The following is a 26386-nucleotide window of genomic DNA, read 5'->3' on the forward strand; positions in this document are numbered from 1 at the left end:
GCACATTTGGACCTTCCACCAGACGGAATATTCCGCTACGAAACAAACCGATAGGATCAGCCTCATGCGCCGTTCCAAAATCGTCTGCACCCTTGGCCCCGCCGTCGACTCGTACGAGCAGCTGAAAGCGCTCATCGAGGCCGGTATGAACGTGGCCCGCTTCAACATGAGCCACGGATCCCACGACGAGCACCGGGAGCGGTACGACCGCGTCCGACGGGCCGCCGAGGACACCGGCCAGGCCGTCGGCGTGCTGGCCGACCTGCAGGGCCCCAAGATCCGCCTGGAGACCTTCGCCGAGGGCCCCGTCGAGCTGGTGCGCGGTGACGAGTTCACCATCACCACCGAGGACGTGGCCGGCGACAAGTCGATCTGCGGCACGACCTACAAGGGTCTGCCCGGCGACGTCTCCAAGGGCGACCAGGTCCTGATCAACGACGGCAACGTCGAGCTCAAGGTCACCGAGGTGTCGGGCTCCGAGGTCCGCACGGTCGTCATCGAGGGCGGTGTCATCTCGGACCACAAGGGCATCAACCTGCCCGGCGCCGCGGTGAACGTCCCGGCCCTGTCCGAGAAGGACGTCGAGGACCTCCGCTTCGCGCTCCGCATGGGCTGCGACATGGTCGCCCTGTCCTTCGTCCGCAATGCCGACGACGTGAACGACGTCCACAAGATCATGGACGAGGAGGGCCGCCGGGTCCCCGTCATCGCGAAGGTCGAGAAGCCGCAGGCCGTCGCGAACATGGAGAGCGTCGTCGCCGCCTTCGACGCCGTGATGGTCGCCCGCGGTGACCTGGCCGTCGAGTACCCGCTCGAGAAGGTCCCGATGGTGCAGAAGCGCCTGGTGGAGATGTGCCGGCGGAACGCCAAGCCGGTGATCGTCGCGACACAGATGATGGAGTCGATGATCACCAACTCCCGGCCCACCCGCGCCGAGGCCTCCGACGTCGCGAACGCCATCCTGGACGGTGCGGACGCGGTGATGCTGTCCGCCGAGTCCAGCGTCGGCGCGTACCCGATCGAGACGGTCAAGACCATGTCGAAGATCGTCCGGGCCGCCGAGGAGGAGCTGCTCTCCAAGGGCCTGCAGCCGCTGGTGCCGGGCAAGAAGCCCCGTACGCAGGGTGGTTCGGTGGCCAGGGCGGCCTGCGAGATCGCGGACTTCCTGGACGCCAAGTCCCTGGTCGCCTTCACCAAGTCCGGTGACACCGCGCGCCGGCTGTCCCGCTACCGCGCGGCCCAGCCGATCCTCGCCTTCACCACCGACGAGGCGACCCGCAACCAGCTCTCGCTGAGCTGGGGCGTGGAGTCCCGTCTGGTGCCGCACGCGGACAACACGGACGCGATGGTCGAGCTGGTGGACGCGGAGCTGCTCAAGCTCCAGCGGTTCTCGAACGGCGACACGATGATCATCACCGCCGGCTCGCCCCCCGGCGTTCCCGGCAGCACCAACATGGTCCGGGTGCACCACCTGGGCGGCGGCGAACGCGACTGACACCTGCGGCCGTACGCGGCCGGAGTCCAGCCACGCACAAGGGGCGCCCTCTCGACGAGGGCGCCCCTTGTGCGTGCTGTGTGCGTGCCGGCGGCCGTGCGAACGGCCGGAGGCGGCGATCAGTCGAAGTAGTTCTGCAGACCCGGCACCGTGATCGTCCCGCCGAACTGGCCGGCCTGCGTCACCGTGGCATCGGTGAAGAAGGCGAACGGCACGTTGAGCGGCGGAGGGGTCTCGGGAGTGAAGGTCACCGGGATCAGACCGAACAGGTTGCCCTTCAACTCCTCGGTGTACATGGTGACTTCGCCGTTGCGGAAGGTCGTGGTGCTGCCCTCGGCCGCCTTGACGTTGCCCGTCTTACCGTTCGGGCCGACCGTCTTCTGGTGCATCGACTTGATGTCGATCTCGTTGGCGGTGAACTTCAGGACCTGCTTGACCTTGCCGCTCTGCGTCTGGACGTCGACCGGACCGTGGTAGTCGAGACCGCGCAGCGTGAGCTTGTCGGTCTCCATGATGAACGGCTTGTCCGGCAGCAGCGGGATGCCCTGCTCGAGGTCGCCGGGCTTGATGCAGTCCGCGCCGTCGGCGGTCTCGCCGTCCAGCTCCTCGACCTTGGTGCCCGCCCCTGCGGCGGCTTCCTCGATCTTGGCCTTGAGCTTGTCCTCGGCCGAGAGTTCGTCGTCCTCGGCGTCCTTCGCCTTCTTCTCGGCGGCGGCCTTCTCCTTCGCCGCCTTCTCCTTCGCCAGCTTCTCGGCGGCCTTCTTCGCCTTGGCCTTCGCCTCGGCGGTGCCCTCGGCGAGCTTGCCACCGGCCGTGTCGTCGTCCGCCGTCGCGTCGTCACCGGCCGTCTCGTCGCCGGCCGCCTTGTCGCCGGAGGGCTTCTCGCCGGCCGTCTCGTCCTCGGCGGTGGACTCCTCGGGCGCCGGCTCCTCGGTCTTCTTGTCGCCCGGCGTGAAGAAGTCCTTGATGGCGTCGCCGACGCCCAGCGGGTCGAGCGGGTTCTTCGACTTGGACGGCGACGGGGTCGCCTCGGGCTCGGCGGGCTTCTCGTCGCCCGCGGCCGGCTCGGACTCCTTGTCGCCCGCGTCACCGGTCGCGTCCGGCTCGGGCGTCGCCTCGTCCTTGTCGCCCGCCGACGGCTTCTCGGTCTCCGACGCCGAGGGCGAGGGCTCGTCCTCGGTCTTGTCCGACTCCGCCGCGTCCTTGTCGCCGGCAGCGTCCTTCTCGTCCTTCGGCTCCTCGTCCTCACGCGTCAAGCACGGCTTGGCGGCGCGCGGAGCGTCGTTGTCGTCGGCTATCGCGAGCTTGGGCGTCAGGCCCATCCCGACGAACACCGCGGTGGGCATCGCGGCGAGGGCGAGCGCCTTGCTCGTGGGTATCTGAAGCTTGGTCAGCAGCGACTTTCTCGGGGCCGCGTGGCGCGGTCCGTTGCTGCCGAGCGAGTCGTCACCCCCGGCCGTGGCGGCCAGTTGTGCCTCGTCACCCCGCACGGTGCCTCCCGCCGTTCGTTTCGAGTGTCGTGTCGTCCTGCACGGCGGTGTCGTCACCCGCAGGCTCCGCGCCCTTGCCGGGCTGCTCGGCGGCGGCGGGAGCGGGATCGCCCTTCGCCGGCACCCAGGAGATGGACAGCGCGCCACCGGTCATGGAGAGCAGGAAACCGATCAGGAACCCGCCCAGGTTGGACACGGGGATCGAGATCAGGGCGAGCAGGATCGCCGCGACACCGGCGAAGACCCGCACCAGGTGGTGGAACCACATGGTCAGGCCAAGAGTGATCAGCAGGACACCTATGATCAGCGAACCCGCACCCGCCGTGGTGGCCATGGCCAGGGTCAGATTGCCGAGCTTGAGGTTGGCGTAAGGCAGCCAGGCGATCGGTACGCCACCCAGCATCGTCAGCAGACCTGCCCAGAACGGGCGGGCACCCCGCCAGACCTTGAAGCGCAGCCGACCACGTCGGAATCGTTGGCTCAGCCCTGGGGACTCGGCGCTCATGAAAAACAGCTCCCTGGAACCGGCAATGCGTTGGAGATGGTGGGGATCGGCGGACGGGGAAGGGTGCTCCCGCGGAGGTGAACCCGCGGGAGCGTGCGGTGCGTCGGTGTTCCCCGCCCGCCGGGCGGAGTGCTTAGAAGCACTCCTTCTTGCCCTTGTGCAGCTTCATGCTGAGACCGCTCAGCTTGAAGGTGCCGGCGGTGGTCGCCCAAGCGGTCTGCTTGACGTCCTTCAGGATCGCCTGGTCGGCCTCCTGCGCGAACGCGGACGGGTCCTGCGGCTTCAGGTCCTGCGGACCCTTGCTCTGCGACCCGGCTGCCACACCGATGTTGATGTTCTTGAACTCGGCGTCGGTCTCGAGCTGAGCGACGTCGAGCACCAGGTTGTCGGCCTTGACCGGCGTATCACCGCCACCAGCGTTCAGCTGGAGGGTGATGGTGCCCACCAACGGCACGTCCGGCGTGACGACGGACTGGCACATGTTGGTGATGGTGGCGTTCTTGAAGCCGGAGATGGCGACCGGGTGGGCCGCCTTCTTCCCCTTCGAGTCGACACCGACGTCGACTCCGCCGTACTGGACGAACCCGTTACCCACGAGCTTGTCGGTCGTCACCTTGAACGACTGACCGGACACACTGAACGATGCCGCGAGCGCACCCTGCGAGAGAGCGACGCCTATCGCGGCAGTCGCCGCGACGCTCGGCACCATGACCACGGCGAACCGCTTCCAACGGGTTCCGCCACGAGCCACGGACTCCATGACTTTCCTCCTTCTCGGACGTACATCTCCGGCCGCGGCTGCTCCTCGGCGGCTCAGCAGGGCAGGGATGGGAGAAGTGCTACGTCCTCGGGAAGGAGAGCGCCTCGATGCTCCCCGGGCGCGGATGCGTCCGGTTCGCCGGCGATCACCCCCGAGCGACAACCACTGGTCGCGCCTGATTGATCACGCACAACCTGCGGACAGGCCCTGCCGACGGCAGAGACCCCCCTGTCCAAGGACCCTCGACTGACGCCTCGAGCCCACTCGGTGGGGACCCACGTGTGCCCACCCCGGACTGGATGCCGGAGTACTGCAATGGACCGAGCGTGGCCGATCGTGGTCCATTCGCGGGCCCCGCACAAGGGGGTTCGTTACTCGCTGGTAACGGCTGCATAACCACGACACGACCACATGACATCGAACAGCAACACAGAGTGCGCCGAAGGGTGGTCACGAATCGTTGAAATCCGGAGCGGAACCGGACAGAATCACGCCGCTGGCTTACTCCAAGTAACAGCGGCCGCGATTACCAAGTTTTGGTAAAGCACGGCCGCCGCTCGTCGTCGTCGCCAAATTTTCACAGGTCCCAGGAGAACCACTGGTTTAACGACTGGTCAGCATCCGACCCGTCGGGGCCGATTCCGGTTCCCGCCGGGAGCCGGATACCGGACGGTCAGAACAGAGCCCGTGCCAGCGCCGACCGTGCCGCGGAGACCCGCGGGTCGTCGGCGCCCACGACCTCGAACAGTTCCAGAAGGCGCACCCGCGCCGCGTTCCTGTCCTCGCCCGCGGTCCGCTTCACCGTCTCCACGAGGCGCCCGAAAGCGTCCTCGACATGGCCGCCGACCAGATCCAGGTCGGCGGCGGCGATCTGCGCGGCCACGTCGGCCGGCTTCTCGGCGGCGTCGGTTCGCACCTGCTGCGGGTCAAGACCCTGCACGCGCTGCAGGAGTTCGGCCTGTGCGAGACCCAGGGTGGCCTCGGTGTTGCCGGGGTCGTCGGTGAGGACCTTGCGGTACGCCTGGACCGCGCCGCCGAGGTCACCGGCGTCGAGGGCCTGGACCGCCGCCTCGAGAAGCGCGTCGTAGGGGCCCGCGGGCTCCTCCGCCTCTTCGGCCTCCCCCGGGGTCTCGGCCTCGGCGTCCACCGTCAGACCGGTGAGGCCGAAGCGCTGCTCGCCGACCTGGATCAGCTGGTCGAGCACCTGCCGGATCTCCGCCTCGGGCGAGGCTCCCTGGAAGAGCGGCAGCGCCTGACCGGCGACCACCGCGAAGACCGCGGGGATCCCCTGGACACCGAACTGCTGCATCAGCATCTGGTTGGCGTCGACATCGATCTTGGCCAGGACGAACCGGCCGTTGTACTCGACGGCGAGGCGCTCCAGCAGGGGGCTGAGCTGCTTGCAGGGTTCGCACCACTCGGCCCAGAAGTCGATGACGACGGGCACCTCGGTGGAACGCTGCAGTACGTCGTTCTCGAAGCCGGCCTCGTCGACATCGATCACCAGGCTCGCGGGCGACACGGCACCGCCGCCGCCCCGCCGTGCGTTGTCGGCGCGCGTCTGCTCCGCCTTCGTCTTGGCCTCCTGGGCCGCCTTCACCGCGCCGAGGTCGACGACTCCGCTCATGGACATGTTCCGTGGCTGCATGAGTACATCCTCCCCCTTCCACGCGTGACTGTGAAAAGCACCCGGAAACCGGTCCGGACTCGGGCGCTCCCGGCGCTCCGCCGACCGCGGCCCGTCCGCAGCCCCCCGCCGGATTGCGAGGCGTACGGACAGGTCGTGGCCGGATGGCCGTGCAGACACCCTGGTTCCGGGCGGAAGCAGGCCGTATGGTCCCGAGGAGGACCCGGTGACCGCTGCGGGATCCCCATCCCGCACCGGAGGTCGGCACGGAGTCCCCACCCCGCGCCTGTGGTTGTCGCTCACCGAGCAGGCCTCAGCCTCCCGGCAATCTTTCGCTACGCCTCGTAGCGTATATCCCGAGCGCCTCGGCCGCACACGGTTCCCCGGTGATCTGGCTCACGGATTCACCGGCGGGCGAACGTACTTACTGGCCGGTATGGTCACCCGCATGTGCCGCACAACTCCGCGCTCCGGGCGGACGGGACGCCCCCGGAGCGCCGAGGCCGATGCCGCGATCCTGGAGGCGACCCGGACCGCGCTCGTCGACCTCGGCTGGTCGAAGCTGACGATGAGCGACGTCGCCCTGCGCGCGGGCGTCGCCAAGACGACCCTCTACCGGCGCTGGGGCAACAAGAGCGAGCTCGTCGTGGACGCCGTCGCCGTCCTCTTCGACGAGCTCGAACTCACCGACCGCGGCAGCCTCGCGGCCGATGTCGAGGGCGTGGTACGGCAGTTCGCGGAGCTGCTCGACCGCCCGGAGACCCGTACGGCACTGATGGCCGTGGTCGCCGAGTCCACCCGCGACGCGGCGCTCAGGGCCCGGATCAGGCACTCCATCGTCGACCGCCAGAAGCACCTCGTGCTGCTCGGCAGGCAGCGCGCCCAGGACCGCGGCGAACTCCCCGTGGAGGACGACGCGTCCACCGCCGCGCGTACCGCGGACCTCATCTTCGACGTGGTGGCGGGCGCGGTCGTGCACCGCTCCCTGGTGAGCGCGGAGCCGGTCGACAAGGAGTGGTCGCGCAGCTTCACCCTGCTGCTGCTCGGCGGCCTGGGGAACGTCAACGGCCCTGGGGCCACCGCGGGTTGAGAGCACGGGAACGGGGCCCGAGGCACTCGCCCCGGACCCCGCGGACCGTCGCCGTACCTCAGAAGCCGGCGGGCTCCGTGTACACGCCCCACTCGTCGCGCAGTACGTCGCAGATCTCGCCGAGCGTGGCCTCGGCGCGGACCGCGTCCAGCATCGGGCCGATCATGTTCGCGCCGTCGCGGGCGGCGGCCAGCATCGCCTGGAGGCAGGACCTGACGCGTGCGTCGTCGCGACCGGCCTTGCGGTCGCCGAGCGCTCGCACCTGGTCTCGCTCGACCTCGTGGCTGACCCGCAGGATCTCCAGGTCCCCGGTGACCGAGCCGTGGTGCACATTGACCCCCACGACCCGCTTGTCGCCCTTCTCCAGGGCCTGCTGGTACTGGAAGGCCGCCTCGGCGATCTCGCCGGTGAACCAGCCGTCCTCGATCCCGCGCAGGATGCCCGAGGTGATCGGTCCGATGGGGTGCTTGCCGTCCGGCCTGGCTCGCTGACCGCGCTCCCTGATCTGCTCGAAGATGTTCTCCGCGTCCGCCTCGATACGGTCGGTGAGCTGCTCGATGAACCAGGAACCGCCCAGCGGGTCGGCCACGTTGGCGACCCCGGTCTCCTCCATCAGGACCTGCTGGGTGCGCAGTGCGATCTCCGCGGCCTGCTCGCTGGGCAGGGCGAGGGTCTCGTCCAGGGCGTTGGTGTGCAGCGAGTTGGTGCCGCCGAGCACTGCGGCCAGGGCCTCCACGGCGGTCCGTACGACGTTGTTGTACGGCTGCTGGGCGGTCAGCGAGACACCGGCCGTCTGGGTGTGGAAGCGCAGCCACTGCGCCTTGTCCGTCTTCGCGCCGTAGACGTCCCGCAGCCAGCGCGCCCAGATGCGGCGCGCGGCACGGAACTTGGCGATCTCCTCGAAGAAGTCCAGATGCGCGTCGAAGAAGAAGCTCAGGCCCGGTGCGAAGACGTCGACGTCGAGCCCGCGGGACAGTCCCAGCTCCACGTACCCGAAGCCGTCCGCGAGGGTGTACGCCAGCTCCTGCGCGGCCGTCGAGCCGGCCTCGCGGATGTGGTACCCGGAGACCGAGAGGGGCTTGTACGCCGGGATGTCCCGCGCGCAGTACTCCATCAGGTCGCCGATCAGGCGGAGATGGGGCTCGGGCCCGAAGAGCCACTCCTTCTGCGCGATGTACTCCTTGAAGATGTCGGTCTGCAGCGTGCCGTTGAGCACGCCGGGGTCGACGCCCTGCCGCTCGGCGGCGACCAGGTACATGCAGAAGACCGGCACGGCGGGGCCGGAGATCGTCATGGAGGTGGTGACGTCGGCCAGCGGGATGTCCTTGAACAGGACCTCCATGTCGGCCGCCGAGTCGATGGCGACACCGCAGTGGCCGACCTCGCCGAGCGAACGCGGGTCGTCCGAGTCGCGTCCCATCAGGGTCGGCATGTCGAAGGCGACGGAGAGCCCGCCGCCGCCGTTCGCCAGGATGGTGCGGTAGCGCTCGTTCGTCTGCTCGGCGTTGCCGAAGCCGGCGAACTGGCGGATCGTCCAGGTGCGTCCGCGGTAGCCGGTCGGGTGCAGACCCCGGGTGAACGGGTACTCGCCGGGCCAGCCGATCCGCTCGAAGCCCTCGTAGCTGTCCCCTTCCCGCGGCCCGTAGACCGGCTCGACGGGATCGCCGGAGAGCGTGGAGAAGTCGGCGTCGCGCTTGCGTGCGGCGTCGAACCGGTCCTGCCAGCGGCGGCGGCCTTCTTCGATGGCGTGAGCGTCCATACCTTCGAATTTACTTGGACGTCCTAGTAAATGTCGATGGCAGACGGCGACGGGTTGTCCGCGGGAGCCCGGAGGCGGGTGCGGGAGCCCCGCGCCCGGACGGGCGGCGGGGCCGGTCGCTAGGCCTTCGCCGGCGCCGTGGAAGTGTCGGCGACCAGCGGCTCCAGCTCGCGCGAGACCTTGCGCTCGACGAAGAAGGCGGCGGTCGGAATCGTGCCGGCGATCAGCACCCACAGCTGACGGGCGACCGGCCACCTGGCCTTGGAGCCGAGGTCGAAGGCGAAGACGAGGTACACGACGTACAGCCAGCCGTGCGCGATGCTGACGACCCGGGTGAAGTCGGCCGCACCGTCCATGTCCAGGAGGTACTTGGCGATCATGCCGAGGGTGAGCAGGACCAGCACGACACCGGTCACGTAGGCCATCACGCGGTAGCGGGTCAGCACGCTTTTCTTCATGCGGTCGAGCGTAACCGGGCGGATCGGGCGATCTTCCGCCGGGTCGCGGAGCCGGCCCGCGTGCCGCCGGCACGCCTCGGACGTGCCTCGCACCTCCCCCGGCGAGGACGCCCCGAGCCGACGCATCGCTGTCAGGGGGCGTACACCTGGCCGGTCTGGGCGCCCTCCACGGACCGGACGTAGGCCTGGGCGACGTCGGCGAGGTCGACCGGCGCCATGCCGGGGAAGAAGGCGCCGTAGTCGCCCAGGCTCTCGGTGAAGACCGTGGGGCTGACCGCGTTGACGCGCTGCGGGGAGATCTCGATGGCGGCGGCCCGCACGAACGACTCCAGTGCACCGTTGGCCATCGAGGCGGCGCTGCCGGTGAGGATCGGCTCGCGGGACAGCACCCCGGTGATCAGGGTGAAGGAGCCGCGCTCCGCGATGCGGACGACTCCCTGCCGCACCACGTCGATCTGGCTCGACACCTTGCCGTGGAACGCGGCCAGGTAGTCGGCGGGCGCCATCTCGGTGACGGGCTTGTAGGGCACGTCACCGGCGGCGCTGACGACCGCGTCCAACCGCCCCGCCCGGTCGTACATCTCGGTGACCTGCGCCGGATCGCTGATGTCGTACCGCAGATCGCCGCCGCGGCGGCCCACGGTGAGCACGTCGTGGCCGCGGCCGGTCAGGGTCTTGTGGAGCGCGGTGCCGAGCGTGCCGGTGGCCCCGATGAGGAGAATGTTCATGGCCGTGACGCTATGACCGGCGCACGACCGGAGGGAAATGCCTCCTGGGGTGGACTTATGCTCGGAGGTTATGAATGTGGAACTGCGGCACCTGCGGGCCCTGGCCGCGATCGGCGACGACGGCACGATCACCGGCGCCGCGGCGGCGCTCCACATCACCCAGCCGGCACTCTCCCGGACCCTGGAGCAGCTCGAGACCCGGGTCGGCGTCCGGCTCGTGGACCGCACCACGCGCAGCCTGGCGCTCACCGAGGTGGGGCGACGGCTTCATGAGCGGGCGCACGCGATCCTGCGTCAGACCGAGGACGCGCTGACGGAGGCCGCGGCCGGGGCGCGTCCGCTGCGTATCGGCTTCGCCTGGGCGGCGCTCGGGGACCGTACGGTGCCGCTGCTGCGCGCGTGGCGGGACGAACACCCGGACACACCGGTGCGGGTGCACCGCGACGACGATCCGGAGGCGGCCCTGCGCAGGGGCGAGACCGATGCGGCCCTCATGCGCACGACGCCGTCCTCGGGCGGGGGCCTCGAGGTACGGACGCTGTACCGGGAGCGGCGGCTGGCCGCCGTGTCGGAGGAAGATCCGCTGGCGCGTAAGCCTTCCGTGCGGCTGGCCGACCTGGCGGACCGGGAGGTGGTGCTCTGCGCCACCGCCGCGACGACGGCAGGCCTGTGGCCGGCGGGGCAGCGGCCGTCCGCGTTCGAAGTGGCCAACGTCGACGAATGGCTCACGGTCATCGCCACCGGCGAGGCCGTCGGTGTCACCGCCGAGGCCACCGAGCACAGCCACCCGCACCCCGGCGTCCGGTACCTCCCGCTCTCCGGCGTCCCGCCCGTCACGGTCGACTTCGTCCGGCCGCGCACGCCGACGCATCCGGCGACGGCCGCGTTCCTGGCCCACTTGCAGCACATGACGAGCGCCGCGGGTCCCCTTCACCGCCTTCACCAGCGGAGCGACGACGAGCCCCAGGTGTATTGATCGCGAGCGTTGTCGACGGCCGACGGTCGTCGGGCTTGGTCACGGGGACGGCCCGATGCGGGGTGGAGGTGTCCGGGCAGGCAGCCGACGGACGCTCAGGCCTCGTCGAAGTCGTGGGCGGCGACGCGCAGCGGGCGCAGCATGGCGAAGATCTCCCCGCACTCCTCGGCGTCGTACGCCCCGAGCCCGAAGTCCATCTCCATCAGGTCGGCGGTCGCCGCGTCGACCACCTCGCGGCCCTTGTCGGTGATGGTGGCGAGGGTGCCGCGGCCGTCGTTGGGGTTCGGGCGCTTGTCGACCAGGCCGGACTTCACCAGGCGGTCCACCGTGTTCGTCACCGAGGTCGGGTGCACCATCAGGCGCTCGCCGATCTTGGACATCGGCAGTTCGCCGGCCTGGGAGAAGGTGAGCAGAACCAGCGCCTCGTAGCGGGCGAACGTCAGGCCGTACGGCTTGACCACCGCGTCGACCTCGGCGAGCAGGATCTGATGGGCGCGCATGATGGAGGTGATCGCGGCCATCGAGGGCACGGCTCCCCACCGCCGCTGCCACAGTTCGTCGGCTCGGGCGATGGGGTCGAAGGGGAGGCTGAGCGGCTTCGGCACGGGGCAGACCCTACCGGTCGGTCATATGTCGGTCTGCCCTGTCTCGCAGTTCGGTCGGCACGGCTCCGGCACGGCGGGCCTCGAGCACCAGAGCCAGGGCGCAGACCGTGCCGAGGGCGCCCGCGCCGGCGACCGTCAGGTGCACCGGGAGGAACTCGGCGGCGAGTCCGGCCAGTGCCATACCGAGGCCCTGCACCGTCATCAGGCCGGCGGTCATCAGAGTCATCGCCCGCCCCTTGAGCTCCTCGGGCACGGCCGCCACGAACCACCGGTCGAGCCCGATCTCGTACGCCGCCGCACCGGCGAGGGTGAGCAGGACCAGGGCGAACGCCAGGCCCGGGCGGGCGGCGTAGAGCAGGAACGGCAGCAGCCCGGCGCCCGCGAGCGGCAGCACGATGCGCGAGCGGGTACGCGGGCTCAGCCGGGAGCCGGTGAACAGTTCGGCGGCGATGTGCCCCACCGGCATCGCGCACATCAGCAGGCCGAGCGCAGCGGGCCCGGCGCCGATCGCCTCGGCGTACGGGGCGGCCAGCGCCTCCGGCGCGACCACGAACAGCGGCTGCACCCAGAACAGCAGCATCAGGACGCGCACCCGCCGGTCGGCGAACAGCTGCCGGGCGCCGGACAGCGAGGCACGGAGCAGCGCCCCGTCCTCGGCGGCGCGGGCGCGGGCGGGCCGGCGCCGGGTGCCGAAGCGCAGCAGGGCGGCCGAGCACAGGAAGGTGACGAGGGTGATGCCGATGGCGCCGCGCGGTGACACCGCGGCGAGCAGCAGCCCGCCGAGGCCGAAGCCGGCGAGCAGGGCGCTCTGCGAGACGATGCGCAGCAAGGAGCGGCCCAGCACGAAGAGTTCGCCCTCGCCGAGGATGTCGGTGAGCGCCGCCATCCGCGTACCGGTGAAGACCGGGGAGATGCCCGCGATCACGCAGCGCAGGGCGAGCAGGCCGCCGACCGGGGTGCCGGGCAGCACCATCACGGCGACGCAGCCGGCGCAGAGCAGGTCGCAGACGACGAGCACCCGGCGGGCGGGGTAGCGGTCGGCGACGCCGGCGAGGAGCGTGCCGGCGACGACGTACGGCAGGAAGCCGAGCGCGAAGGTGAGGGCGCTGAGCAGCGGCGATCCGGTGAGGTCGTAGACGAGCACGGTCAGTGCGAGCTCGCTGACGACGACGCCGAGCAGCGACAGCAGGTGCGCGGCGAACACGGCGCGGAACTCGCGCACGGCGAACACGGGGCGGTAGCCCCGGGGGTGGGGTGCGGTCGGCATGAGGACCACAGTGGCGGGGCCGGCCCTCGGTCCGAAGGCTTTCGTCCTGGGCCGAAACTTGCCGAACGGGAGGCGGGCGAGCAGGCAGGCTTGCGGCGCGTACCCCCGGGCACACCCGCGCACACGGGGTTCGTACGATCGCCGTGCCCGAGGAGAAGGGACCCACCGGTGGCGAACCAGCTGCACTTCGGCCCGGAGGACCTGATGCGCTGTCGGTTCGCGGTGTCACCGCTGTGGGAGACGCAGGAGGCGGTCCGCACGCTCGCCCGCCCCGAACGGTACGGCTACCACCAGCCGTGGCTGCGCCGGATCCGGCAGGCAGCGGCGGGGCTCGATCTGCGGCCGATGTGGCTGCTGATGCCGCGGCGCGGGTACGCCCCGGACTTCTTCTGCCGTGCGCCGCTCGGGCCCGGGCCGTCCTTCGACGCCGAGATCGCCCGCGTACGGGAGACGTCCGCCGAGGCGGCGCACACGGACATCGCCCTGGCGCTCGCCGACACCCCTGGTGCGCTCGAGTCGGCGATCGGACGGGCCATGCTCGCGGACCCGGAGCGGGCAGTGCGGGACCTGGCGGATCTGCTCGAGCGGACCTGGCGGCTGCTGGTCGAACCGGAGTGGCCACGGCTGCGGGCGCTCCTCGACGCGGACGTGGCGTACCACTCGCGGCGCCTAGCGCAGGTCGGCTTCGAGCGGGTGGTGGGGGAACTGAGCCCGCGGCTGAGGTGGACGGACTCGACGTTGACGATCGAGGGTCCGGTGGCGCACCACGAGCGGGTCCTCGGCGGCCAGGGTCTCGTCCTGATGCCGAGCGTCTTCGCCTGGCCGAACGTGGTCAGCGGGTACGAGCCGCCCTGGCAGCCGGCTGTGGTCTATCCGGCGCGCGGCATCGGGAGCCTGTGGACGGCGGCGCCCGATGCCGCGCCGGCCGCGCTCGCCCGGCTGCTCGGCCGGACCAGGGCGGACGTGCTCTGCGCACTCGACGGGCCGGTCGGCACCAGCACCCTGGCCCGGCGTCTCGGGCTCGCCCTGTCCTCGGTCTCGGGCCATCTGAAGGTCCTCCGGTCGGCGGGTCTGCTCACCTCACGGAGGTACGGGCACGAGGTGCTGTACGCGCGCACCGCGCTCGGCATCGCCCTTGCCACCGGCGGGAGTTCGGCGGTGATCGACGCAGGGGACGCTGCTGACCAGCAGTAACCCGACGCGCGCGGAATGTGACCGACATGTAACGCTTGTCCGGTTCTAGCCGTGCGCCGTCGCCCAAGGGGGCCGCATGACCGCCCGCTTCTTCCGATCGCACCGCAGGCAGGCCGTTGTGGTCTCCGCGTGCGCCCTTCTCACCCTCGCTCTCGGCTGCTCGGCCGAGGAGCAGACGAACCCGCCGGACGCCGAGCAGGCCGCGGCCGTCGGCGAGGCATCAGGACCCCCGCAGTCCCCCTTCTGGGTCGACCCGGACAGCCCGGCCGCCCAGCAGGTGAAGCAGTGGAAGGCGGACGGTCGCACCGAGGACGCGGAGTTGATCCGCCGGATCGCCGACCAGCCGACCGCGGTGTGGCCGGCCGGTGACGACCCCGGCCCCGCCATCAAGGCGGCCCGCGAGGGCGCCGCGAAGAACGGCCGCACCGCGGTGCTCGTCGCGTACAACATCCCGCACCGCGACTGCGGCCAGCACTCGGCCGGCGGCGCGACGAGCGAGGAGTTCTACCGGCAGTGGATCGGCGCCTTCGCCGACAACATCGAGGACGCCAAGGCCATGGTGATCCTGGAGCCGGACGCCCTGCCGCACGTGGCGGACGGCTGCACGCCGGCCGAGGACCACGACCAGCGCTTCCGGCTGATGGCGGAGGCCGTGGAACGGCTCAAGAAGCAGCCAGGCGTCAAGGTCTATCTGGACGCCGGAAACCCGGCCTGGATCAACGACCCCGGCAAGCTGGCCCAGCCGCTGTGGCAGTCGGGCCTCGCCAAGGCGGACGGCTTCGCCCTGAACGTCTCCAACTTCCAGCAGGACGAGGCCAACAAGGAGTACGGCCGCCGGCTCTCGAAGCTGGTCGGTGACAAGCACTTCGTGATCGACACCAGCCGCAACGGCAACGGACCGCTCTCCGGCGCCCCGGGTGAGGCCTGGTGCAACCCGCCGGGCCGGGCGCTCGGCACCCGGCCGACCACGGACACCGGCGACCCGCTGGTCGACGCGTACCTGTGGATCAAGCGGCCCGGCGAGTCCGACGGCGCCTGCCGCGGCGGGCCGCAGGCGGGGCGCTGGTGGCCGGAGTACGCCCTCGACCTGGCACGCAACAGCAAAACCTGAGCAGCCCGCCGCGGGACACGGCCCACGTCAGGGTCGCCGTACCTCGAAGTGGAAGCAGCCGTACTCCAGGGCCCGTACATGGACCAGGGCCACGGCCGGGTCGGCGAAGGCCTCGTCGAAGGCCTTCGTGAACCCCGCCGCCGCGTCCTCGGGTATCTCCAGGAGGCTGCCTCCGGTGATGTGTCCGGCCGTGTCGTAGCGGCGGACGGTGCGCAGGGCCCCGGGCCGCGCGAAGGGAAACTCCGTTTCCCCGCGCGGCCCTTCGCAGTGCTCGGCATGGACGAAGACGGGGCCCGCCTCGTCGTACGCGCCCGGGTCGGCGCCGCGCTCCTGCGCCCAGCGGCGCAGCGGCGCATAGCTGACGAGGGCGATCCGCTCGCCGGGCGCCACCGGCCGCAGACAGCAGCGCAGCGGGCTGCCCACGGAGTGGATCGGCACGCCGTCCTCGGTGGCGGTGAAGGGGCGCGGGGGTCGACCGGAGTCGTCACGTATCCGCAGTTCGTCGAGTGCTGCGGCCGGGACGGGGCGTGCTCGGTAGGTGCTCATACGACGAGCATCCGCGCCCGGACCCCGCCGGACCGGCGGAATTCGGACGCGGAACTCTCATCGGCGGACCAGCCGGTGCGGTCACCGGCCCCCGGACGGGCTGCTGCCGACCGTCGTCCCGGCGGCGACCGTGGCGCGCTCGGGCTCCGGAGCCTTCAGAGCGGCCAGTACGTGTTCGGTGCCACGGGCCCGGCGGGCACGGCGTTCCTTGAGTTCGCCGTAGCCCCAGATCGTCACCGGGGCCAAGGAGATGACCAGCGCCAGCGTCGCCCAGGTGCGCATCGCGACATGGCTGTGGTCGAGCGCCATGGACGCGGCGAGCGAGGTGGCGATCACTCCCGCCCAGCCCAGGTGGATACGGAAGGTCTGCAGTCGGTCGGGGCTGGCGTCGTTGCCCTTGGGCGTGACCACGAAGCGGCTCGGCCTGCGCAGTACCGCCTCGCCGAGCGACTTCAGGTAGATGGGCGCCGACAGTGCGGACATCGCCATACCGGCGAGGCCACCGGAACCCTCCGGCTCGTGCGGCGAGACGTTGTGCCGGCGGTTCCAGAGGTAGAGGCCGACCTGCAGGGCCGCGGCGTCGGCGTAGAGCATCAGCCAGATCGAGGCGGCGACCTGGGTGCCGGAGGCGCCGAACCACAGGAAGAGACCGCAACTGAGCACGCCCAGCATCCAGTTGACCGCGGTCATCGGGTAGTAGACGAGCATCAGCGAGTAATTGAAGAAGCGCCCGGGCGGCATCCGGAAGAACGCCTTGGCGTACTGCTTGAAGAGCGTCTCGTACGTCCCGCGCGACCAGCGCAGCTGCTGGGTGAAGAAGTCGGTCCAGGACGCGGGGCCCTCGCCGACGGCCAGCACGTCCGGTGTGTACACGGACCGCCAGTGTTTGCGGGTCCCGGGATTGCGCGTGCGGTGCAGCTCGAAGCCGGTGGCCATGTCCTCGGTGATCGAGTCGTAGAGGCCGCCGACCTGCTTGATCGCGGAGATGCGCACGGCGTTGTTGGTGCCGACGAACATGGGGGCGCGATAGCGGTTGCCGGCGCGCTGGATCAGCGCGTGGAAGAGGAACTGCTGCGATTCGGCGGCCTTGGTGACGGCCCCTTCGTAGTTGCCGTAGACCTGCGGGCCGACGACGAAGGCGATGTCCGGGTCGCGGAAGTAACCGAGCATCCGCTCAAGGAAGTTGGGCAACGGCACGTGGTCGGTGTCGACGGAGGCGAAGAACTCGTAGCTGCCGCCGTGCATCGCTATCCAGGCGTTGTAGTTGCCGTGCTTCGTCCTGGCCTTGTGGACGCCCGTGGGGCGGTTCCACTCGGGGACTCCGAAGCGGGTGAAGTGGCGGACGCCGAGCTCGGCGCAGAGGGCCTTGGCGGTGGCGTCGTTGCCCTCGTCCAGGAGCCAGACGTCGAAGGGTCCGTCGTGCCGCATCCGCATCGCGCCCTCGAGCGTGGCGCGGACCATGGATATCGGTTCCTTCCCCGGCACGTACGTGGTGATGAAGGCGACGCGCGTACCAGGCTCGGGCGGCACGGGTATCGGATCTCGGGCGACGAGGGTGGCGTGCGCGATCGAGACCACGTTGACGACCATGAACAGCTCGATGAAGCCGATGGATATCAGCATCGTCACGTCGAGGGCGACCAGCCAGCTGTCGGCACCTTCGCGCCGGGTCCAGTGCGAAGGCCAGACCAGGTAGAGCATGAGCGCCGCGGTCAGCAGCGGCGCGAGCAGCATCAGCAGTACGGCACGTATTCGGTGCGGCTCACCGGCGAGCAGCTTTCGGTACTGCACGCGGTAGGTGCCGGCGCCGGGGTCCTGGAAGGGACCGGCGAGCGTGCTGTGGGTTTCGTAGTCGTAGCCCTCGGGCCGCACAGCGCCCTCCAACCTCATCGACAAACCGATATCCCCACACAAAGGGACATATATCGGCGTGTCGACCTGAGGTCGGCCGAGCGAGCGGCTTTTCCCTCACGTCTTCCCGTACGGCCCACGCAAGTTGCACATCAGCCCGACGAGCCACCGCGATCAAGCCGGATCGCGGCCCGCCCGGCGAACGAGAACAAGACACGGCGAACAAGGACAAGGCGCCCAGCAAATCAAGCCCGTCCGGCGATTGAGGACAAGACGCCCAGCCAACCAAGCCCGTCCGGCGATTGAGGACAAGGCGCCCAGCAAATCAAGCCCGTCCGGCGATTGAGGACAAGGCGCCCTGCGCCGGGGCAGGAACAATCGAGCACAGGGGAAAGGGAGCCCCGAGCCCCCGAGCCCCCGAGCCCCCGAGCCCCGGAGACCCCCACCCCAGCCGGGAGGCGACTACGCCCCGACGACCCCCTCGCGTCGAGCCCGCGACGCGATGACCGCCGACTCCGCCTCCGCCTTCAGCTTCCGCTCGGCGAAGAAGCCGCCGGTGGGCAGCACGGAGAGCACGAAGTACAGCGCGGCCCGCTTGATGTCCCACTTCGTCTTGTTCCAGGCGTCCAGCCAGAAGACCACGTACAGCACGAAGAGGATGCCGTGGATGGCGCCCATCACCGGGACTCCGTTGAAGTCCGTGGTGCGCTTGAGCACCGAGCAGACGAGCAGCAGCAGGAAGGAAACGGCCTCCGGGGCCGAGACCAGGCGGAGCCGGCGAAGAGCGGATGCGGTCTTGATGTCCACGGGTCACCTTCGGGTGAAGAGGGATCGGGGTCCCTTCAGGGTACGGATCGTCCTCAGGTCCCCTGTCAGCGGGATCCCCGCCGGGCTACCGTCGAGGCGTGGCTCAGTTCCGACTCCAAGGCAGCAAGGTGCTCGCCGTCGACATCGCCGGCGACGCCGTGAAGGCGAAGAACGGCGCGATGGTCGCGTACGACGGCACCATGGCGTTCAAGAAGATGACCGGCGGCGGCGAGGGCCTGCGCGGCATGGTGACCCGCAGGCTCACCGGCGAGCAGATGACGGTCATGGAAGTGAAGGGCCACGGGACCTGCTGGTTCGCGGACCGCGCCGCCGAGATCAACCTGGTGTCACTGACCGGCGACAAGCTCTACGTCGAGTCCAGCAATCTCCTGTGCACCGACAGCGCGCTGCGCACCGGCACCACCTTCACCGGCCTGCGCGGCGCCTCACAGGGCAACGGCCTGTTCACCACCACCGTCGAGGGCACCGGTCAGGTGGCCCTGATGTCCGACGGCACGGCGGTGGTGCTGCGGGTCACTCCGCAGTACCCGCTGATCGTCGACCCCGGGGCGTACATCGCGCATCAGGGGAACGTCCAGCAGACGTTCCAGTCCGGCGTGAGCTTCCGCACGTTCGTCGGCGAGGGCTCCGGTGAGTCCTTCCAGATCCGCTTCGAGGGCGACGGACTCGTCTACGTACAGCCCAGCGAGCGCAACACGATCGGCGGGGAGATCTGAGATGCCCTTCCGCGAGGTCAACTCGAAGATGGTCGAGGCCACGGTCGTGCCCGGGCAGCGGATGTTCTCGCAGCGCGGCGCGATGCTGGCCTATCGGGGCGACGTGTCGTTCACACCCAATGTGCAGGGCGGTCAGGGCGGCGTGATGTCCATGATCGGCCGCCGGGTGGCGAACGAGGCGACGCCGCTGATGACCGTGGAGGGCAGTGGCACCGTGATGTTCGGGCACGGCGGCCACCACATCCAGGTGATCAATCTGTCCGGGGACACCCTCTACGTCGAGGCCGATCGGCTGCTCGCCTTCGACGGCACACTGGAACAGGGCACCGTCTTCCTCGGATCGCAGGGCGGTGTGATGGGCATGGTCCGCGGACAGGTCAGCGGCCAGGGCCTGTTCACCACGACCCTCAAGGGACACGGCGCGGTCGCGGTGATGGCGCACGGCGGTGTCCTGGAGGTCCCGATCACCCCGCAGCGCCCGGTCCACGTCGACCCGCAGGCGTACGTCGCCCACCACGGGGACGTGCGCAACAAGCTCTCGACGGCGCTCGGCTGGCGCGACATGGTGGGCCGCGGCTCCGGCGAGGCCTTCCAGCTGGAGCTGTCGGGCAGCGGCGCGGTGTACGTCCAGGCCTCGGAGGAGAAGCTGTGAACGGCCCGGTGATCCACGACCCGTCGACCCTGCCCGTCGACGACAACGTCAACGACTACACGTTCTGCGTGGAGCTCAAGGGCAGCGAGTGGTTCCTCCAGAAGGGGAAGATGATCGCCTACTACGGGGCGGTCGACTTCCACGGCATCGGACACGGTCCGCTCGACCGCCTGGTGCGTACGAGCTTCCATTCGCCCCTTCACGCGAGCGACTGGGTGGTGGCCCAGGGCAGCGGCAAGATGCTCCTCGCGGACCGGGCGTTCGATGTGAACTCGTTCGACCTCGAGGACGGCAATCTGACCGTTCGCTCGGGCAATCTGCTCGCTTTTCAGCCAAGTCTGTCGCTGAAGCAGTCGATCGTCCCGGGCTTCCTGACGCTCATCGGGACGGGCAAGTTCGTGGCCGCCTCCAACGGCCCGGTGGTGTTCATGGAACCGCCGCTGCGGGTGGATCCACAGGCCCTGGTCGGCTGGGCCGACTGCCCCTCGCCGTGCCACCACTACGACCACGGCTATCTGCGCGGCGTACTCGGCGGCGTGCGGGCCTTCACGGGGATCGGCGGGACGTCGGGCGAGGAGCACCAGTTCGAGTTCGTGGGGGCCGGGACGGTGCTGCTGCAGTCCACCGAGGCGCTGCTGCCGGACCAGGCGACGGGAGCGGTCCCGGGGCAGGCGGGTGTGCCCGGCGGCCAGGGCGCGGGGCGCTCGGGGACACCGAGGGTTCCCGGCCAGGTGGGCGACCTCCAGCGTCGCTTCGGGCTGTGAGCGGTAGTCTGCGGAGTGTGACGTCGAACGCGCATCCGCCTCCGCGGCAGCCGCTCGACCGACCCGGCGAGGGCCCGCGTGGGAGGCGTCACACCCGCAATCACTCGTTCACCTTTCAACATTTTAGGTAGAATCGAATCTATGGAGACCGAGACGGCCACCCCTTGGCTGACCGACGCCGAACAACGCGCCTGGCGCACCCACCTGGACGTGAACAGGCTTCTCATGCACCAGCTGGAGAAAGACCTCCAGCCGTTCGGCCTGACCATGAACGACTACGAGATCCTGGTGAATCTCTCGGAGTCGGACGAACACCGTCTGCGCATGAGCGACCTCGCGACTGCCACTCTGCAGTCCAAGAGCCGCCTCTCGCACCAGATCACCCGGATGGAGAACGCCGGCCTGGTACGCCGCGAGCACTGTGAATCGGACCGCCGCGGCCTGTACGCCGTACTGACCGAGGACGGCCTCGAGACGATGCACAAAGTGGCGCCGCACCATGTGACCTCGGTGCGCAGCCACTTCATCGACCTCATCGCCCCTGCCGACCTCGATGCCCTGCAGGCGACCCTCGAGCCGATCGCAGAGAAACTGCGCGGGCGCCGCGGCAAACCCTGACGCGGTTCCGGCGGGCTCCCCGCCGGCTCAGCTCCGAGCGCCGGCCGGAGCACCGTCAGCGCCGTCGAGGCTCCGCGGCAGCCACAGTTCGAAGAGTGCACCGCCGTCCGCCGACCCGCCGACCGTCAGGCGGCCGCCGTGGCGCTCCGCGACATCGCGGGCGATGGCCAGGCCCAGGCCGGCACCCCCGTCGTCCCGGCTGCGGGCGTCGTCCAGGCGCACGAACCGCTCGAAGATCCGCTCCCGCTCGTCCTCCGGCACGCCCGTGCCGTCGTCCGCGACCCCGATCACGGCGAAGCCGCCGTCCACTCGGGTCGTCACGGTGACGCGGCTGCGGGCGTGCCGCTGGGCGTTGTCGAGGAGATTGCCGAGTACCCGGGCCAACTGCCCACGGGAACCGGTCACTTCGAGCCGTCCGTCGGACTCACCGGCCGGCTCGCCGCGTACGTCGATCCGGTCCGCGGTGCGCTGCGAGAGCTCCTCGCGGACCAGGGCCGGCAGCGCGATCCGTGCTTCCCCCGGCCGCTCCCCCGCGTCCAGACGGGCGAGCAGCAGCAGGTCGGCGGCCAACTGCTGCAGCCGTACGGTGTCCACGACCGCGCCGTCGACGTCCAGCAACTCCGGGTGTGCGGCGCCCACTTCGAGCTGGGTACGGAGCGAGGCGATGGGGCTGCGCAGCTCGTGCGAGGCGTCGGCGACGAACCTGCGCTGCCGCTCGACCGAGGCCTCCAGAGCGCCGAGAGTCTCGTTCGTGGTGCGGGCGAGCGCCGCCACCTCGTCGTAGGTGTCCGGCTGCGGCACCCGCCGCGACAGGTCCTCGGAGGCGGTGATCGTCGCCATCTCGCGGCGGATCCCCTCCACCGGGCGCAGCGCCCTGCGGGTGACCAGCCAGGTGACCGTGGCCACCACCACGAGGAGTACGGGCACGCCGACGAGCATGGCGGTGGTCGCGGTGTCCACGGCGCCGCGCTCGGCCGCGAGTGGGGCGCCGGCGTAGACCGTCGCGGACTCGTCGCTACGGGTGGTCAACTCGACTCTGGCGAAACGGTATTCGGCGGTGTCGCCGTCGACGGTGGCCGAGCCCTCGCCGAATCCGGCCTCGGCGGCCATCCGGCCGGGCTCGGGGTCGTCGTCATCGTCACCGTCGTTGTCGCTGTCGCCGTCGCTGTCGCTGTCGCCGTCGGGTGCGGCGTCCGCGCCGGGGCGCACGGCGGTGACGCCGGTGCCGGTGATCGCCTCGAGGTCCTCGCTCGCCGACCGCAGCCGGCCCTGTCCGTCCACGACCTGCACGGGAGCGTCCTCGCCGTCCGGCAGTTCGAGTTTCGCGTACGAGACGCCCGAGGCGAGCTGGGCGGCGACGCGGCGGGCCGCCGTCTCGGCGTCGGAGTCCGCCTGGTTCGTCAGGCTGGTGCGCAGCGAGAGGAGCAGGGCGGCACCGGCCACGACAAGTGCCAAGGCCACCACGGCAGTTGCCGCCACGGCCGCGCGTGCGCGTACCGAGGCGAAGAGGGGGCGCCGGCTCATGGGGCGGCCTGAAGGCGGTAGCCGGCGCCGCGCACGGTCCTGATCAGGTCGGCGCCCAGCTTGCGGCGCAGGGCGCTGATGTAGACCTCGACGATGTTCGGATCACCGTCGTAGGCGAAGTCCCACACGGATTCCAGGATCTGCGTCTTGGACACCAACTGCCCTGCCCGTACCGCCAGTTGCTCCAGTACGGCGAACTCCTTGGCGGTGAGGGTCACTTCGTCCTCCGGGCCGCCCTCGGCCTCGATACGGAAGGCGCGCCGTGCGGCGGTGTCGAGGCGCAGTCCGGGCAGGTGCAGGACCGGTGAGGCGCCCGCGGAGCCGCGGCGGCGCAGCAGGGCCTTCACCCGGGCCACCAGGACGACGTACGAGAACGGCTTGGTCAGGTAGTCGTCCGCGCCGGTGTCCAGACCCTCGGCCTCGTCGTACTCGCCGTCCTTGGCGGTCAGCATCAGGATCGGTACGTCGTCGCCGGCGGCACGCAGCGCCGCGCAGACGCGGTAGCCGTTCATGCCCGGCAGCATGATGTCCAGGACGATCAGGTCGTACGGGGCCTGGGCGGCCTGATGCAGGCCCTCGAGCCCGTCGTGCACGACGTCGACGGCGTACCCCTCGGCCGTCAGGCCCTTGGCCAGCGACAGAGCGAGCCGTCTCTCGTCCTCCACGATCAGCAAACGCATGCGGCCAGGGTCGCAGAACCAACCTGAAGAGGCCTTCAGGTGACTTCAGGCTGCGTTCAGCAAGGGCCCGGCAGATTGGAACCCGTCAACAGCCTGCGACTCGGGGAGGACCCCACCATGAAGCGCAACCTTGTCATCGCTACGGTCGCCGTCGCCGCACTGGTCGGTGGAGGCACCGCCTTCGCCGCCGCGGACGACGACGCGAGCGACAGCACTTCGACGACATCGGCCTCCGCCTCGGCGTCCCGCGATGACGACGACCGGGACGACCGCAACGACCGGGACGACCGGAACGACCGCGACGACGCGGACGACCGGAACGACGCGGACGACCGGGACGACGACGGGGACGACCGGGACCGTGGCGACGACCGCGACGACGGCGACGACCGGGACGACCGCGACGACGACGTGCGGCACGCCGATCTGCCCAAGGTGACCGCGGCGGACGCGATCTCGGCGGCGCTCAAGCACACGCCGGGCGCCGCGATCTCCGTCGACCTCGACGACGAGGACGACGACACCCGCAAGCTCGTCTGGGAGGTCGAGGTCCTCACGAAGAACGACACGACCCGCGACGTCCACGTGGACCCGTCCACCGGCCGCATCCTCTGACCCCAACCGCACCTGCTCGCCGTCTCGGGCCCGACCACAGGTCGGGCCCGAACTGCGCCCGCGGACTGCGGGGTTCGAGGACGCAGGGGCCGGCGCCGACAGCTGGCTCGCCGGACACACTCACCCCGTCGGGTCCGATGCCCCTTCCCCGCGGACAAGGCTCTCCACCAACGAATCCGCCGCGGCGTACGGATCGAGCGACCCGGAGACGATCCGCGCGGCAAGAGCGGACAGCCGACGGTCCCCGTGCAGATCCCCGATCCGCTCCCGCAGCGCCGTCACCGCGATCGTCTCCACCTCACGCGCCGCCCGTACCTGCCGCCGCTCGGTCAGCACCCCGTGCTCGTCCATCCAGGCCCGGTGCTTCTCCAGCGCCTCGACGACCTCGTCCGTGCCCTCGCCCCGCGCGGCGACCGTCTTGACGATCGGCGGCCGCCAGTCACCGGGACCGCGGGCCTCGCCGAGGCCCAGCATGTGGTTGAGCTCGCGGGCCGTCGCATCCGCCCCGTCACGGTCCGCCTTGTTCACGACGTAGACGTCACCGATCTCGAGGATGCCCGCCTTGGCGGCCTGGATCCCGTCGCCCATACCGGGAGCGAGCAGCACCACGGACGTGTCCGCCTGCGAGGCGATCTCCACCTCGGACTGGCCGACACCGACCGTCTCGACGAGGACCACGTCGCAGCCGGCCGCGTCCAGCACGCGGATGGCCTGCGGCGCCGCCCAGGCGAGCCCGCCGAGGTGCCCGCGGGTGGCCATCGAACGGATGTAGACGCCGGGGTCCGAGGCGTGGTCGGACATCCGGACCCGGTCCCCGAGCAGTGCACCGCCGGAGAACGGCGACGAGGGGTCGACCGCGAGCACTCCGACCCGTTTCCCGGTCCGGCGGTACGCGGAGACCAGCGCGGACGTGGATGTCGACTTGCCGACACCGGGCGATCCGGTGAGCCCGACGACGTAGGCGTTCCCGGTGAGCGGCGCGAGTGCGGCCATCACCTCGCGGAGCTGCGGGGACGCCCCCTCGACCAGGGAGATCAGCCGGGCCACCGCCCGCGGTCTGCCCTCGCGCGCCTGCGCCACGAGAGAGGGGACGTCCTGCATGACTGCTCCACTTCGATCGTCACTCGCCGGCCGCGCCGCGCACCCGGCCGCCTCCGTCACCAGGCGCATACCCGCCACGGCCCGACCGGCACCGGGACGCGGCCGGTGCCGGCCCGAAGGAGGCCGGCACCGCACCGTAGAGCCTCAGGCCTTGGGCACCCGCACGATCAGTGCGTCGCCCTGGCCGCCTCCGCCGCACAGAGCCGCCGCTCCGACCCCGCCACCGCGCCGCTTCAGCTCGAGCGCGAGGTGGAGGACGAGGCGGGCGCCGGACATCCCGATCGGGTGGCCGAGCGCGATCGCGCCGCCGTTCACGTTCACCTTCTCCGAGGTGACACCGAGGTCCTTCATGGACTGTACGGAGACCGCGGCGAACGCCTCGTTGATCTCGATCAGGTCGAGGTCGGGGACGCCGATGCCCTCCTTCTTCAGCGCGTGCTGAATCGCGTTGGAGGGCTGCGACTGCAGCGAGCTGTCGGGACCCGCGACATTGCCGTGGGCGCCGATCTCGGCGATCCAGTCGAGGCCGAGCTCGATCGCCTTGGCCTTGCTCATGACGACCACGGCCGCGGCGCCGTCGGAGATCTGCGAGGCCGTACCGGCGGTGATCGTGCCGTCCTTGGCGAAGGCCGGGCGCAGCTTGCCGAGGGACTCCGCGGTGGTCTCCGCCCGGATGCCCTCGTCCTTCGAGAAGAGCACCGGGTCGCCCTTGCGCTGCGGGATCTCCACCGGGGTGATCTCGGCCTCGAAGGTCCCGTTCCGCTGGGCGGCCGCGGCGCGCTGGTGGGAGAGCGCGGCGATCTCGTCCTGCTCGGGGCGCTTGATGCCGAGGCGGGTGTTGTGCCGCTCGGTGGACTCGCCCATGGCGACGCCGTCGAAGGAGTCGGTGAGTCCGTCGTGGGCCATCGAGTCGATCATCTCGATCGCGCCGTACTTGTGGCCCGACCGGGAGTCCGGCAGCAGGTGCGGGGCGTTGGTCATGGACTCCTGGCCGCCGGCCACCACGACGTCGAACTCACCTGCACGGATGAGCTGGTCGGCGAGCGCGACGGCATCGAGCCCGGAGAGACAGACCTTGTTGATGGTGAGCGCCGGGACACCCATGGGGATGCCCGCCTTGACCGCGGCCTGCCTGGCCGGGATCTGCCCCGCCCCGGCCTGCAGAACCTGGCCCATGATCACGTACTGCACCTGGTCGCCGCCGATGCCGGCGCGGTCCAGGGCCGCCTTGATCGCGAAGCCGCCGAGGTCGGCTCCGGAGAAGGACTTGAGGGACCCGAGCAGCCGTCCCATGGGCGTACGGGCCCCGGCGACGATCACTGAAGTCGTGCTGTTCGTTCCGGACATTGAGGCACGGCCCCTTGGATGAGGAGTGAACGAGGGTTTACCTCAATGTACTGAGCAGTACGTGCCCGGTCACCGGGGC

At 70.4% G+C, this 26386-nt stretch carries 26 protein-coding genes; 10 read left to right on the plus strand and 16 right to left on the minus strand.

The window, feature by feature from the left end:
• Positions 1 to 64 precede the first annotated feature (64 nt).
• On the plus strand, positions 65 to 1495 hold the full coding sequence (pyk, locus tag DSC45_RS18000; protein ID WP_119292144.1) for a pyruvate kinase: 1431 nt from the start codon (positions 65 to 67) through the stop codon (positions 1493 to 1495).
• A 119-nt stretch (positions 1496 to 1614) separates the two neighbouring features.
• On the opposite strand, the gene DSC45_RS18005 is transcribed toward pyk, so the two are convergent.
• The 4 genes from DSC45_RS18005 to DSC45_RS18020 all read right to left on the minus strand — a co-directional run bounded on the left by DSC45_RS18005 (position 1615) and on the right by DSC45_RS18020 (position 5898).
• Positions 1615 to 2985 carry a midas domain-containing protein gene (locus tag DSC45_RS18005; protein WP_119292146.1) on the minus strand — a complete coding sequence of 457 codons (1371 nt, stop codon included), beginning with the start codon at positions 2983 to 2985 and terminating at the stop codon, positions 1615 to 1617.
• Positions 2975 to 3490, minus strand: a complete 516-nt coding sequence (locus DSC45_RS18010; protein WP_119292147.1) for a DUF6114 domain-containing protein — start codon at positions 3488 to 3490, stop codon at positions 2975 to 2977. The genes DSC45_RS18005 and DSC45_RS18010 overlap by 11 nt, the downstream gene beginning before the upstream one ends.
• A 133-nt stretch (positions 3491 to 3623) precedes the next feature.
• A complete protein-coding gene (locus DSC45_RS18015) occupies positions 3624 to 4250 on the minus strand; it encodes a DUF6230 family protein (protein WP_119292149.1) in 627 nt (208 codons plus the stop codon).
• Between the two features lie 673 nt (positions 4251 to 4923).
• Entirely contained in the window at positions 4924 to 5898 is a 975-nt protein-coding gene (locus DSC45_RS18020; protein ID WP_119292151.1) for a tetratricopeptide repeat protein, read from the minus strand.
• 427 nt (positions 5899 to 6325) lie between these two features.
• Here DSC45_RS18020 and DSC45_RS18025 point away from each other — a divergent pair, with 427 nt between their 5' ends.
• Positions 6326 to 6967 carry a TetR/AcrR family transcriptional regulator gene (locus DSC45_RS18025; protein WP_119292350.1) on the plus strand — a complete coding sequence of 214 codons (642 nt, stop codon included), beginning with the start codon at positions 6326 to 6328 and terminating at the stop codon, positions 6965 to 6967.
• Positions 6968 to 7025: 58 nt separating this feature from the next.
• Here DSC45_RS18025 and DSC45_RS18030 read toward each other — a convergent pair whose 3' ends face one another.
• From DSC45_RS18030 to DSC45_RS18040, 3 genes are all read right to left on the minus strand, one after another.
• Positions 7026 to 8726, minus strand: a complete 1701-nt coding sequence (locus DSC45_RS18030) for a coenzyme B12-dependent isobutyryl-CoA mutase large subunit (RefSeq protein WP_119292153.1) — start codon at positions 8724 to 8726, stop codon at positions 7026 to 7028.
• Between the two features lie 119 nt (positions 8727 to 8845).
• Positions 8846 to 9184, minus strand: a complete 339-nt coding sequence (locus tag DSC45_RS18035; protein WP_119292155.1) for a DUF3817 domain-containing protein — start codon at positions 9182 to 9184, stop codon at positions 8846 to 8848.
• Positions 9185 to 9315: 131 nt separating this feature from the next.
• Positions 9316 to 9912, minus strand: a complete 597-nt coding sequence (locus DSC45_RS18040; RefSeq protein ID WP_119292157.1) for a short chain dehydrogenase — start codon at positions 9910 to 9912, stop codon at positions 9316 to 9318.
• A 70-nt stretch (positions 9913 to 9982) separates the two neighbouring features.
• Here DSC45_RS18040 and DSC45_RS18045 point away from each other — a divergent pair, with 70 nt between their 5' ends.
• A complete protein-coding gene (locus DSC45_RS18045; protein WP_119292160.1) occupies positions 9983 to 10888 on the plus strand; it encodes a LysR family transcriptional regulator in 906 nt (301 codons plus the stop codon).
• Positions 10889 to 10983: 95 nt separating this feature from the next.
• Here DSC45_RS18045 and DSC45_RS18050 read toward each other — a convergent pair whose 3' ends face one another.
• Both DSC45_RS18050 and DSC45_RS18055 read right to left on the minus strand, forming a co-directional pair.
• On the minus strand, positions 10984 to 11493 hold the full coding sequence (locus DSC45_RS18050) for a MarR family winged helix-turn-helix transcriptional regulator (protein ID WP_119292162.1): 510 nt from the start codon (positions 11491 to 11493) through the stop codon (positions 10984 to 10986).
• Positions 11494 to 11503: 10 nt separating this feature from the next.
• The gene (locus DSC45_RS18055; RefSeq protein ID WP_119292352.1) at positions 11504 to 12760 is read right to left on the minus strand and encodes an MFS transporter; all 1257 of its coding nucleotides are present in this window, start codon (positions 12758 to 12760) and stop codon (positions 11504 to 11506) included.
• A 168-nt stretch (positions 12761 to 12928) separates the two neighbouring features.
• Here DSC45_RS18055 and DSC45_RS18060 point away from each other — a divergent pair, with 168 nt between their 5' ends.
• Both DSC45_RS18060 and DSC45_RS18065 read left to right on the plus strand, forming a co-directional pair.
• A complete protein-coding gene (locus DSC45_RS18060; RefSeq protein WP_119292164.1) occupies positions 12929 to 13954 on the plus strand; it encodes an ArsR/SmtB family transcription factor in 1026 nt (341 codons plus the stop codon).
• A 76-nt stretch (positions 13955 to 14030) separates the two neighbouring features.
• Entirely contained in the window at positions 14031 to 15065 is a 1035-nt protein-coding gene (locus tag DSC45_RS18065) for a glycoside hydrolase family 6 protein (RefSeq protein ID WP_119292166.1), read from the plus strand.
• Between the two features lie 27 nt (positions 15066 to 15092).
• Here DSC45_RS18065 and DSC45_RS18070 read toward each other — a convergent pair whose 3' ends face one another.
• From DSC45_RS18070 to DSC45_RS18080, 3 genes are all read right to left on the minus strand, one after another.
• A complete protein-coding gene (locus DSC45_RS18070) occupies positions 15093 to 15611 on the minus strand; it encodes a DUF1203 domain-containing protein (RefSeq protein WP_119292167.1) in 519 nt (172 codons plus the stop codon).
• Positions 15612 to 15692: 81 nt separating this feature from the next.
• On the minus strand, positions 15693 to 17483 hold the full coding sequence (locus DSC45_RS18075; protein WP_119292169.1) for a glycosyltransferase family 2 protein: 1791 nt from the start codon (positions 17481 to 17483) through the stop codon (positions 15693 to 15695).
• Between the two features lie 441 nt (positions 17484 to 17924).
• Entirely contained in the window at positions 17925 to 18269 is a 345-nt protein-coding gene (locus DSC45_RS18080) for a DUF3817 domain-containing protein (RefSeq protein WP_119292171.1), read from the minus strand.
• A gap of 98 nt (positions 18270 to 18367) precedes the next feature.
• On the opposite strand from DSC45_RS18080, the gene DSC45_RS18085 reads away from it, so the two are divergent.
• The 4 genes from DSC45_RS18085 (at position 18368) to DSC45_RS18100 (ending at position 21040) form a co-directional block, all read left to right on the plus strand.
• Positions 18368 to 19006 carry an AIM24 family protein gene (locus tag DSC45_RS18085; RefSeq protein ID WP_119292173.1) on the plus strand — a complete coding sequence of 213 codons (639 nt, stop codon included), beginning with the start codon at positions 18368 to 18370 and terminating at the stop codon, positions 19004 to 19006.
• Position 19007: 1 nt separating this feature from the next.
• Entirely contained in the window at positions 19008 to 19658 is a 651-nt protein-coding gene (locus DSC45_RS18090) for an AIM24 family protein (RefSeq protein WP_119292174.1), read from the plus strand.
• Entirely contained in the window at positions 19655 to 20422 is a 768-nt protein-coding gene (locus DSC45_RS18095; RefSeq protein ID WP_119292176.1) for an AIM24 family protein, read from the plus strand. The genes DSC45_RS18090 and DSC45_RS18095 overlap by 4 nt, the downstream gene beginning before the upstream one ends.
• Before the next feature lie 141 nt (positions 20423 to 20563).
• Positions 20564 to 21040: a MarR family winged helix-turn-helix transcriptional regulator gene (locus DSC45_RS18100; protein WP_119292178.1), complete on the plus strand. Its 477-nt coding sequence runs from the start codon at positions 20564 to 20566 to the stop codon at positions 21038 to 21040.
• 27 nt (positions 21041 to 21067) lie between these two features.
• On the opposite strand, the gene DSC45_RS18105 is transcribed toward DSC45_RS18100, so the two are convergent.
• Both DSC45_RS18105 and DSC45_RS18110 read right to left on the minus strand, forming a co-directional pair.
• On the minus strand, positions 21068 to 22564 hold the full coding sequence (locus tag DSC45_RS18105; protein ID WP_119292180.1) for a sensor histidine kinase: 1497 nt from the start codon (positions 22562 to 22564) through the stop codon (positions 21068 to 21070).
• Positions 22561 to 23244: a response regulator transcription factor gene (locus tag DSC45_RS18110; protein WP_119292182.1), complete on the minus strand. Its 684-nt coding sequence runs from the start codon at positions 23242 to 23244 to the stop codon at positions 22561 to 22563. The genes DSC45_RS18105 and DSC45_RS18110 overlap by 4 nt, the downstream gene beginning before the upstream one ends.
• Before the next feature lie 117 nt (positions 23245 to 23361).
• On the opposite strand from DSC45_RS18110, the gene DSC45_RS18115 reads away from it, so the two are divergent.
• Positions 23362 to 23859: a PepSY domain-containing protein gene (locus DSC45_RS18115; protein ID WP_119292184.1), complete on the plus strand. Its 498-nt coding sequence runs from the start codon at positions 23362 to 23364 to the stop codon at positions 23857 to 23859.
• 120 nt (positions 23860 to 23979) lie between these two features.
• Here the strand turns inward: DSC45_RS18115 and meaB are convergent, their stop codons facing one another.
• Both meaB and DSC45_RS18125 read right to left on the minus strand, forming a co-directional pair.
• A complete protein-coding gene (gene meaB / locus DSC45_RS18120) occupies positions 23980 to 24960 on the minus strand; it encodes a methylmalonyl Co-A mutase-associated GTPase MeaB (protein ID WP_119292186.1) in 981 nt (326 codons plus the stop codon).
• A 144-nt stretch (positions 24961 to 25104) separates the two neighbouring features.
• A complete protein-coding gene (locus DSC45_RS18125) occupies positions 25105 to 26307 on the minus strand; it encodes an acetyl-CoA C-acetyltransferase (RefSeq protein ID WP_119292188.1) in 1203 nt (400 codons plus the stop codon).
• Positions 26308 to 26386: the final 79 nt, after the last annotated feature.

The organism is Streptomyces sp. YIM 130001, assembly GCF_003574445.1.
Classification (GTDB): Bacteria; Actinomycetota; Actinomycetes; order Streptomycetales; family Streptomycetaceae; genus Streptomyces.